We start from the raw sequence: 10,762 nt of genomic DNA on the forward strand, positions 1-10,762 counted from the left end.
ATCACCAATCCCGAGAAGCTCGCAAGCCTCATCGTCATCGTGATGCTCGCCATCACATGGGCCTACCGATGCGCCACCCAAACCATGGGCATGAAGGCCATACCCCGCAAAAGCCACGGCCGCCGCGAAAAATCCTGGTTCCGCATCGGTCTCGACGCACTCAGAGACTGGATCGTCAACTGCCCCAAAGCAGCCGCCCACGCGTGGCTCGAAAAAGCACCCCGAAGATCGATGATCAGCTCAAAAAACGCCTGAGTCGTGTACCGTGGAAACCGTTTCAGCGCGACGCGCTTTAAGCGCTACATCATCTCGATGATCGGCGCGATCTCGACGCTGAATGCCGGGTCCATCAGGATCGGGCACTGCTTCGCCTTGGCGACCGCGTCGTCGATATCCTTGGCTTCGACGATGGTGTAGCCGGCGGTCGGATTGCTGCCGCCATTGTTCTCGATTTTGCCGCTCGGCAGCACCGTCTTCGACATGCCGACGGGATTGCCGCCATCGACCACGGCCGAGCCGAGCTTGTCATACCAGCCGGTCCAGGCATCCATAGACGCTTTGCGCTCGGCTTCGTCGGTCGGCATCTTGCCGGAGCCGTGGTAGACATAGAGAAATTTCGCCATGTTCTCCTCCCTTGTTGGCGGCGTCGAACCGGCATGCGGCCGCGCCGCTTGGTCATGATCGGACCAAATGGGCTGAGAAGCAACGAGAATGCACTATGGCTAATATAATGTGACTGCTATCGTGCCATGGCGTGGTATTCGGGGTTCGGGCGCATGTCGACGGCGGCAGCCACCCGGTTCGACATGTTGAAGAAGGCCGCGGTCGAGGCGATGTCCCAGATGTCGCGGTCTGAAAAACCGGCCTTGCGCAGTGCCGCGCGGTCGGCCTCGACGATCCTGGCCGGCTCCTCGGTCAGCTTGACCGCGAATTCGAGCATGGCGCGCTGGCGGTCCGACAGGTCGGCGGCGCGGAAGTTCATCACCATCATCTCGCCAAGCGCCGGTTCGCCCGACAGTTGGCGCACCGCCGCGCCATGCGCGGTCAGGCAGTAGTAGCAATGGTTGATCGAGGAGACGGCGACCGCGATCATCTCGCGCTCCAGCTTCGACAGGCCGGACTCGCCCAGCATCAGATCGTTGTACATGTCGGTGAAGGCGCGCAGCTTCTTCTCGTCGAAGGCGTAGGCCAGAAGCACGTTGGGGACGAGGCCGAGCTTCTCCTCGCATTTGGCGAAATAGGCTTTTGTCGCCTCGCTGAGCTCCGCCTGGACAAGGTCGAGCGCGGTGATCTTGTCGCTCATGGGTCGTTCTCCTTGCAGGGCACGGCGTCGGCTCGAATTTTTTAATGCGTCGTCAAACCTTTGTCGCGAAACAACGGTCATCTGCTACGATAGTCGCAAAAGCATACGACGGGAGGGAATAAGCGTCATGGCCAGCGTGAAATCCAAGCCAAAGAAGAAAACCGCCGCCAGCGCGAAAGCGGTGGAGAAACCCGCAAGGCTTGCCGACTATCTGCTTGCCCGGGCGCCTGCCGAGGACATCGCGGCCTATGACGTGGCAGACCTCGAGCGCGCCGGTGAACTCGCGGGCCGGGCGGTCGCGAACCATAGGACGGGCGAAAGCGTCGTTGCCGTCGAAGCCGATTCAGGCGTTGCCTGCGACGGCCGGCCGGTCACGGTCATCACAGTCGTCAACGACAACATGCCGTTCCTGTTCGATTCTATCCTCGGCGAGATCACCGAGATCAGCGGCGAGCCGACGCTGGTCACCCATCCGATCGTCACCGTCCGCCACGGCAAGGCCGGTGTGGTCGATATCCTCAGCGACAGCGGCAAGGAGGATGACGAACACGACCGGCTGAGCGTCGTCCATGTCCATATCCCGCGACTGACCGCCGACCAGGCGAAGAGCCTCACCGAGCGGCTTCGCAAGATGCTTTCGCAGGTCCGCGCCGCCGTCGTCGACTGGAAGCGGATGCTCGCCCGCCTGGATCAGGCGATTTCCGAATTCCGCTACTCGGCGGTGCCGCTCGACAAGCAGAGCGTCGCCGAGGCAATCGCCTTCCTCGAATGGCTGCGCGACGACAATTTCACCTTCCTCGGCATGCGCGAGTTCAAATATGTCGGCGGCGAGGAAAGCGGCTCGCTGGAGCGCGCCGAGAAACCCGGCATGGGTATCCTGTCGGATCCCGACGTGCTGGTGTTGCGGCGCGGCACCGAGGCGGTGACGACGACGCCGGAGATCCGCGCCTTCCTGCATGGGCCGGAGCCGTTGATCGTCACCAAGGCCAACGCCAAGTCGTCGGTCCATCGCCGCATCTATCTCGATTACATCGGCATCAAGACCTATACGTCGAAGGGTGCGCTGGCAGGCGAGCTACGCATCGTCGGCCTGTTCACCTCGACCGCCTACACGCGCTCGGTGATGAAGATCCCCTATCTGCGCTCGAAAGCCGAGACCGTGATCTCGAAATCCGGCTTCGACCCGCATGATCACTCGGGCAAGGCGCTGATCAACGTGCTGGAAAGCTATCCGCGCGACGAGCTTTTCCAGGTTCCGATTCCCATTCTGCGCAAACACGCCAGCGCCATTCTCGGGCTGATCGAGCGGCCGCGCGTCAGGGCGCTGGTGCGCGTCGACCAGTTCGACCGCTTCGTCTCGATCCTCGTCTTCGTGCCGCGCGACCGCTACGACAGCGTCGTGCGCGAAAAGATCGGCACCTATTTGAAGACCGTCTTCGAGGGCCGGCTTTCGGCCTACTACCCCGCCTTCCCGGAAGGCGGGCTGGCGCGCGTGCATTTCATCATCGGCCGTTCCGGCGGCAAGACGCCGAAGGTCGAGCAGGCGGCCATCGAAGCGGCGATCCGCGACATCGTGCGCACCTGGGAGGATGCTCTTTCCGAAGCCGCCGAAGCCGCCGGCAGCGATCCGTCGCTGAAGGCGATCGCAGCGCGGTTCCCTGAAAGCTATCGCGACACCTTCACGGCAGCCGTGGCACTGGCCGATGCCGGGCGTATCGCCAGGATCAGCGCCGAAAATCCGATCGCCATCGACTATTACCGCCATGCCGACCAGAAGCCGCAGCAGGCGGCGCTGAAGATTTATCACCATGGCAGCCCGGTGGCGCTGTCGCGGCGCGTGCCGGTGCTGGAAAACATCGGCTTCCGCGTCATCAGCGAGCGCACTTTCGAGGTCGGCGACGATCCGGCCGGCAAGGTGTTCATCCACGACATGGAGCTGGAGAACAGCTACGGCGCGCGAATAGATCTTACCGATGGCGGCGCGCTGTTCGAGGACGCATTTCTCTCAGTCTGGCGCGGCGATGTCGACAATGACGGCTATAACGGCCTGGCGCAGACCGCGGGCCTGTGGTCGGGCGAGATCACCATCCTGCGCGCCTATGGCCGCTATCTGCAGCAGGCCGGCATTCCGCAGAGCCAGGATTTCATCGCCGCCGCGCTCAACCGCTACCCCGAGATCGCGCGTGGCCTGCATGCGCTGTTCGTCGCCCGGCTCGGGCCGACGGCGCAAGGCGACGGCGCGGTCGCGGCCAAGCACCTCAAGGCCAAGATCAAGGACGCGCTGGAGGAGGTGCCCAACATCGATGACGACACCATCATCCGCCGCTATCTCAATCTGATCGAAGCCTCGCTCCGCACCAATCATTTCGTTGCCGATACGAAGGATAAAGGGCAATCGCTGGCGATCAAGCTCGACTCGCAGGCGGTCGAGGGACTGCCCGCGCCGCGGCCATGGCGCGAGATTTTCGTCTACGGCTCCGAGGTCGAGGGCGTGCATCTGCGCTTCGGCCCGGTGGCGCGCGGCGGCCTGCGCTGGTCGGACCGCGCCCAGGATTACCGCACCGAGGTGCTCGGGCTGGTGAAAGCGCAGCAGGTCAAGAACGCGGTCATCGTGCCCGTCGGCGCCAAGGGCGGCTTCTATCCGAAGAAGCTGCCGATGAGCGCCGGGCGCGATGCCATCTTCGAAGCCGGGACCTCGGCCTACAAGAATTTCGTCTCCAGCCTTCTGTCGATCACCGACAATATCGGCGTCGACGGTGTCATCCCGCCGGTCGGCGTGGTGCGGCGCGACCAGGACGATCCCTATTTCGTCGTCGCCGCCGACAAGGGCACGGCGACCTTCTCCGACACCGCCAACGCTATCTCCGAGAAGCACAATTTCTGGCTGGACGACGCCTTCGCCAGCGGCGGCTCGGCCGGTTACGACCACAAGAAGATGGGCATCACCGCCAAGGGCGCCTGGGAAGCGGTCAAGCGGCATTTCCGCGAGATCAACCGCGACATCCAGGCTTCGCCCTTCACCGTGGTCGGCGTCGGCGACATGTCGGGCGACGTCTTCGGCAACGGCATGCTGTTGTCGCCGCAGACCCGGCTGATCGCCGCTTTCGACCACCGCGACATCTTCATCGATCCCGATCCGGACATGGCGGCCTCGATGGCCGAGCGGGTGCGCATGTTCGCGCTGCCGCGCTCGTCGTGGCAGGACTACGACAAGTCGAAGCTGTCGGAAGGCGGCGTCATCGTCTCGCGCAACCAGAAATCGATCACGCTGCCGCAAGCGGCGGCCGCCGCGATCGGGCTTAGCAAGACGACGGCGACGCCGGTCGAGATCATGAACGCCATCCTCAAGGCGCCGGTCGACCTTTTGTGGTTCGGCGGCATCGGCACTTATGTGCGGGCTTCCGGCGAGAGCAACGCCGATGTCGGCGACCGCGCCAACGACGCCGTCCGCGTCACCGCGCTCGACCTGCGCGCCAAGGTGATCGGCGAGGGCGCCAATCTCGGCGTCACGCAGCGGGCGCGCATCGAGTTCGGCATGAATGGCGGCCGCTGCAATTCCGACGCCATCGACAATTCGGGCGGCGTCAACTGCTCCGACGTCGAGGTCAACATCAAGATCGCGCTGGCATCCGCGATGCGCAAAGGCTCGCTGACGCGGCCGGCGCGCAACAAGCTGCTCGCCGACATGACCGACGAGGTCGGCGCGCTGGTGCTGTCCAACAACTACCAGCAGACGCTGGCGCTTTCGCTGGCGCGCAAGCGCGGACTGGCCGACATCGCGCACCAGGCCCGTTTCATGACGGCGCTGGAGGCGCGCGGCCTGCTCGACCGCGCGGTCGAGACGCTGCCGTCGCCGGCAGCCCTTGCCGAGCGCGAGGCGCGTGGCGAGCCGCTAACCAGGGCCGAGCTCGGCGTGCTGCTCGCCTACGCCAAGATCGTGCTGTTCTCCGATATCGTCGCCAGCGACGTGCCGGACGATGCCCATTTCGACCGCGACCTGATGGGCTATTTCCCGGAGCGCATGGCGAAGAAATTCGCCGGCGAGATCCGCGACCACAGGCTGCGGCGCGAGATCATCACGCGTGTCATCGCCAACGATCTCGTCAATCGCGGCGGGCCGTCCTTCGTCAACCGGTTGCAGGAAGCGACGGGCCGCACCGCGGCCGATGTCGTTCGCACCTTTGCCATGGTCCGCGACGGCTTTGCACTGCCTGCGCTCTACAAGGAGATCGACGCGCTCGACAACCAGATCGACGGCCAGATCCAGCTCGATCTCTATCAGGCGATTAGCCGGCTCATCTTCGTGACCAGCGGCTGGTACCTGAAGAACGAAGCCGGTTCCGCACCGCTCGGCCAGCGCATCGCCGAGCTGCAGGAAGCCCGCAAGGCGCTGGAGCCGAAGCTGGCGTCGCTGATGCCGGCCTTCTCGCGCGAGCGCATCGAGGAGCGGCGGCACGGCCTGTTCAAGGGCGGCGCGCCGGAGAAACTCGCCGGGCAGCTCGCTCTGACCGAGGTGGCCGAGCTGATCCCGGACGTCGCGCTCACCGCGCGCACGGCCAATGCCGACATCGTCAGCGCGGCCAAGGCCTTCTTCGCCGTCAGCGACGCCTTCCGCATCCCGCGCGTCGAGGAAGCGGCGCGCTCGATCATGCCGTCCGACTATTACGACCAGCTGGCGCTGTCGCGCGCAACCGACACGATCGGCATGGCGCGCCGCGGCATCGCGGTGGCGGCGCTCACCAGCCACGGCACGGCGGCGGATCCGGTGGCGGCCTGGCTCGAAGCGGGCGGCGAACGCGTCGCGCGCATCCGCGAGCGGCTGCAGGCGCTGACCGAAGGCGGCGACATCACCGTGTCGCGGCTGTCGGTGGCGTCGGGCCTGATGAGCGATCTGACGGGGATGTGAAGTTCCTCACCCCCGAAGTGGCTACACTATGCACACATCTTCTGTGACTGGCGTGACTGATCAGGCCGAGGCCTGATTGCCACGTGGTTCCCCAATCCGTCGCTGCTTCGCAGCGCCACCTTTCCCCCCTCCGGAGGGAAAGGAAGGGCGCGTTGCTGCCGAGCGTAACGGCAAAAAGCTTGGCGCCTTTCCTCTACCCCGTCGATCGGGGAGAGGTGGCTCGGCGAAGCCGAGACGGAGTGGGGGTCGACCAGCGCTACATTAGACAATGCATGCGCCAAGTTGTCATGCACGCTATTGCCAAACACCAGGTGCTCGGAAATGTGCGCATGCCGTAGCCCCTCTCCGTCCCGGCTTCGCCGGGCCACCCACTTCGTGGGGCGAGGAATTGGCACCGCTTGTTCATTTGCATCGCTGCCTGAAAACATGCAGACATGGCGCCCGACGCGAGCGATGCCAGGGGAATCAGCATGGCGGCAGTAGAGACAGTGCAGCGGGCATCGGGGCGCGGCATCTGGGGCTGGATGTTCTTCGACTGGGCGGCGCAGCCCTTCTTCACCGTCGTCACCACTTTTATCTTCGGACCCTATTTCGTTTCGCGCATGGCGAGCGACCCGACCAGCGGACAGGCCGCCTGGGGTTACGGCATTGCCGCCGCCGGCCTGGTCATCGCGGTGCTGTCGCCAGTGCTCGGCTCGATCGCCGACCAGACCGGGCCGCGCAAACCATGGATCGCTTTCTTCGCCGCGATCAAGATCACCAGCCTTGCCCTGCTTTGGTTCGCCGCACCTGGCTCGAACCTGTTCCTGGTCGTGCTGTTGTTCTCGCTGGCTTCGGTGGCGGCCGAATTCTCCACCGTGTTCAACGATTCCATGATGCCGCGGCTGGTGCCGAAGGCTGAGATCGGCAGGATCTCCAACGTGGCCTGGGGGCTTGGCTATCTCGGCGGCATGATCGCGCTGATCTTCGTCGTCCTGTTCCTGGCCGGCAATCCGGAAACCGGCAAGACGCTTATCGGGCTCGACCCGCTGTTCGGGCTGGACCCGAAGCTCGGCGAGGACGCGCGCTTCACCGGACCGATGTCGGCCGGATGGTACTTCCTGTTCATCCTGCCGATGTTCTTCTTCACGCCCGACGCCATCAAAGGCATCCCGATCGGGCCGGCGGTGCGCGAGGGCCTGTCCGAATTGAAATCGACTTTGGTGGAGGTGCGCCAGCGCAGCGGCATCCTGCGCTTCCTTCTGGCGCGCATGATCTACCAGGACGGCGTCAACGCGCTGCTGGCGCTCGGCGGCACGTTTGCCGCCGGCATGTTCCACTGGTCGATCACCGAGATCGGCCTGTTCGGCATCATCCTCAATGTCGTCGCCATCTTCGGCTGCTGGATCGCGGCGCGGCTCGATACCGCGCTCGGCTCGAAGCACGTTGTGATGATCGCGCTGGTGATGCTTTCGGTTGCCACGATCGGCGTCGTCTCGACCGGACCGGGTTTCACTTTGCTCGGCCTGATCCCGCTTTCGACCGCCGATTCCGGCGGCCTGTTCGGCACGGCGGCCGAAAAAGCCTATATCCTCTATGGGTTGCTGATCGGACTTGCCTTCGGCCCGGTGCAGGCCTCGTCGCGCTCGTACATGGCGCGCAGCGTGACCGCTGCCGAATCCGGCCGCTATTTTGGCATCTATGCGCTGGCGGGACGCGCAACCAGCTTCCTGGCGCCGTTCATGGTGGCGACCATCACCACCGTCAGCGATTCGCCACGGCTCGGCATGGCAGCGATCATCCTGTTCCTCGGCATCGGCATGGCGATCCTCGTTGAGACGCCGTATCCGGCGGACAAGCCGAGGGGGTAGCGCGATGCTCTTCCCTTCTCCCCTTGTGGGAGAAGGTGTCGCCGAAGGCGACGGATGAGGGGTGTTCCAGCTTGGTGAACGCGCTCGTCCAAAGTCGCAATCGCCAACGCCTCACTCCGCTGGAACACCCCTCATCCGTCTCGGCGCTGCGCGCCGATCCACCTTCTCCCACAAGGGGAGAAGGGAAGAAGTCTCAATGCCTGAAATGCCGCACGCCGGTGAACACCATGGCGATGCCGTGCTCGTCGGCGGCGGCGATCACGTCCTCGTCGCGCATCGAGCCGCCGGGCTGGATGACGGCAGTGGCGCCGGCCTCGATCGCCGACAGCAGGCCGTCGGCGAAGGGGAAAAAGGCGTCGGAAGCGACGACCGAGCCCTTGGTCAGCGGTTCGGCAAGACCAGCCGCTTCGGCCGCATCCAGCGCCTTGCGGGCGGCGATGCGCGAAGAGTCGACGCGGCTCATCTGGCCGGCGCCGATGCCGACCGTCGCCCCGTCCCTGGCATAGACGATGGCGTTGGACTTGACGTGCTTGGCGACGCGGAAGGCGAATTTGAGGTCTGCCATCTCGGCCGGCGTCGGGGCGCGTTTGGTCACCACTTTCAGCTCGAGGTCGTCGACGACCGCATTGTCGCGGCTTTGCACCAAAAGCCCGCCGGCAACCGATTTGACCATCGTACCCGCAGCGCGTGGATCGGGCAGGCCGCCGGCGACCAGCAGGCGCAAATTCTTCTTCGCCGCGACGATCGCGGCCGCTTCGTCGGTCGCATCCGGCGCGATAATGACCTCGGTGAAGGTTTTTACGATCTCTTGCGCCGCTTCGGCATCGAGGATGCGGTTCATCGCGACGATGCCGCCGAAGGCCGAGATCGGGTCGCAGGCCAGCGCCTTGGCGTAGGCTGCTTTCAGCGAGGATCCTTCGGCGACGCCGCAGGGATTGGCGTGCTTGATGATGGCGATCGCCGCCGAACGGGCGGAATCGAACTCGCCGACCAGCTCGAAGGCGGCGTCGGTGTCGTTGATGTTGTTGTAGGAGAGCTGCTTGCCCTGCAGCTGCCTGGCGGTTGCGACGCCCGGCCGCCTGTCGCCGGAGAGGTAGAAGCCGGCGCCCTGATGCGGGTTTTCGCCGTAGCGCATCACCTGGTCGAGGCGGCCGCCGAAAGCGCGCCATGCCGGGTGCTCGATCGCGAGCGCCTCGGCGAACCAGCCGGAAATCGCCGCGTCGTAGGTGGCGGTGCGGGCAAAGGCCTTGGCCGCTAGCATCTTGCGGAAGTCGAGCGACAGCGAGCCGAGATTCATCTCCATCGCGTTGACGACGGAAGCATAGTCGGCTGGATCGGTGACGATGGCGACGTAAGCGTGGTTCTTGGCCGAGGCGCGGATCATCGCGGGCCCGCCGATGTCGATATTCTCGACGATCGAGGCGTAACCGGCGCCGGAGCGGCGGACTTCCTCGAATGGATAGAGATTGCAGACGACGAGATCGATCGGCTCGATGTGATGGTCGCGCATGGCCTTGGCATGCTCGGCGTCGTCGCGGATGCCGAGCAACGCGCCGTGCACCGACGGATGCAGGGTCTTCACCCGGCCGTCCATGATCTCGGGAAAGCCGGTGAGGTCGGCAACGTCGCGGACAGCCAGGCCCGCCTCGGCGATGGCCTTTGCCGTGCCGCCGGTCGAGACCAGCTCGACGCCGGCGGCGGCGAGCGCCCTGGCGAAATCGATCAGGCCGGTCTTGTCGAAGACGGAAAGCAGCGCGCGGCGGACCGGAACGAGGTCGGGCGCCGGAATGTTCTTGGCGGGGACGGCCATGGGCTGGCGGCCTTTCACGGCTGGTTGAGAAATGTTCGCGGGCCGTAGCACATGAGGCCCGGAAATCAAGCGCGGCGCACTATTTCCGGGATGTAATCGCGACGTTCAAGACAGTTCGCCATCGCTGGAGTAAGCTCGTTCATCACAGGAGGAAGCCATGGCTTTCGTGCGAGTCGGTCAGTTCAAGGCGCTCCCGGACAGGACCGAAGAGCTGCGAGCGATCTACGAAACGGAAGCGATCCCTGCCATTCGCGCGGCGAGCGGCAACATCAGCGCCGTCCTGCTGCAGCAGCACCAGGAGCGCGAAGCGTTCATGGCCGTCACAGTCTGGAACACAGCAGAAGATGCTGAGCGCTATGACCGAAGCGGCCAGGCCGCGGCCATGGTCGACAAGATCCGCTTCGCCTTCGCTGGCCCGCCTTCGCTCAGCACTTACGATGCCTTTGGCGTGCCGCAGCAGGGTTGAGCGGACCGCTGCTTCCGCAAGGCAAGGGCTTTTAAAGCGCGTCGCGCTGAACGAATTCAGCTGACGCGCTTTAAATCTTTGTTTTGATGCATGCCGTTTCCCCAAAACCGCTGCGCACTTTTGGGCGACATGCATTAAAGCGTGTCGCGCTGAAACGGATTCCACGGTACACGACAGTCAGGGTGAGAACGGGATGATGTGTTTGGATTGAAGATTCCTCAGCAAAGGATCTTCGCCCATGACACTGATTCATTCCGCTCTCATCGAGACGTTAGGTCGGCACTTTTCGCTAAGCAAGAGCCGGCTTGTGACGCTTGCGGTGCTGATCGCCGGACTTGCCCAGTCGCGTAGCGTCAACCTTTCGCATCTGGCCGTGCATCTGTGCGGTCCGGCGCGCCATGCCTCGAAGTATCGGCGGCTACAGCGG

General features: G+C 64.5%; 6 protein-coding genes and 2 pseudogenes. 5 read left to right on the forward strand and 3 right to left on the reverse strand.

Annotation, left to right across the window (positions count from 1 at the left end):
- Positions 1–255: pseudogene (locus tag YU3_RS41460) on the forward strand (hypothetical protein); the annotation flags it as partial.
- 44 nt (positions 256–299) lie between these two features.
- Here YU3_RS41460 and YU3_RS0133485 read toward each other — a convergent pair.
- Positions 300–623: a hypothetical protein gene (locus YU3_RS0133485; RefSeq protein ID WP_027170244.1), complete on the reverse strand. Its 324-nt coding sequence runs from the start codon at positions 621–623 to the stop codon at positions 300–302.
- A gap of 116 nt (positions 624–739) precedes the next feature.
- The gene (locus YU3_RS0133490) at positions 740–1,303 is read right to left on the reverse strand and encodes a peroxidase-related enzyme (RefSeq protein ID WP_027170245.1); all 564 of its coding nucleotides are present in this window, start codon (positions 1,301–1,303) and stop codon (positions 740–742) included.
- Between the two features lie 127 nt (positions 1,304–1,430).
- Between YU3_RS0133490 and YU3_RS0133495 the strand changes: the two genes are divergently transcribed.
- Both YU3_RS0133495 and YU3_RS0133500 read left to right on the forward strand, forming a co-directional pair.
- The gene (locus tag YU3_RS0133495) at positions 1,431–6,209 is read left to right on the forward strand and encodes an NAD-glutamate dehydrogenase (protein ID WP_027170246.1); all 4,779 of its coding nucleotides are present in this window, start codon (positions 1,431–1,433) and stop codon (positions 6,207–6,209) included.
- Positions 6,210–6,679: 470 nt separating this feature from the next.
- Positions 6,680–8,059, forward strand: a complete 1,380-nt coding sequence (locus tag YU3_RS0133500; protein WP_036260238.1) for an MFS transporter — start codon at positions 6,680–6,682, stop codon at positions 8,057–8,059.
- 193 nt (positions 8,060–8,252) lie between these two features.
- On the opposite strand, the gene purH is transcribed toward YU3_RS0133500, so the two are convergent.
- Complete coding sequence (gene purH / locus YU3_RS0133505) at positions 8,253–9,869, reverse strand: bifunctional phosphoribosylaminoimidazolecarboxamide formyltransferase/IMP cyclohydrolase (RefSeq protein ID WP_027170248.1); 1,617 nt, start codon at positions 9,867–9,869, stop codon at positions 8,253–8,255.
- Positions 9,870–10,026: 157 nt separating this feature from the next.
- Between purH and YU3_RS0133510 the strand changes: the two genes are divergently transcribed.
- Positions 10,027–10,335, forward strand: coding sequence for an antibiotic biosynthesis monooxygenase (locus YU3_RS0133510; RefSeq protein WP_027170249.1), 309 nt, complete (start codon positions 10,027–10,029; stop codon positions 10,333–10,335).
- Positions 10,336–10,573: 238 nt separating this feature from the next.
- Positions 10,574–10,762 (forward strand): annotated as a pseudogene (locus tag YU3_RS41070) (hypothetical protein); the annotation flags it as partial.

This window comes from Mesorhizobium sp. WSM3224 (assembly GCF_000427725.1).
In the GTDB taxonomy this organism is placed as follows: domain Bacteria; phylum Pseudomonadota; class Alphaproteobacteria; order Rhizobiales; family Rhizobiaceae; genus Mesorhizobium.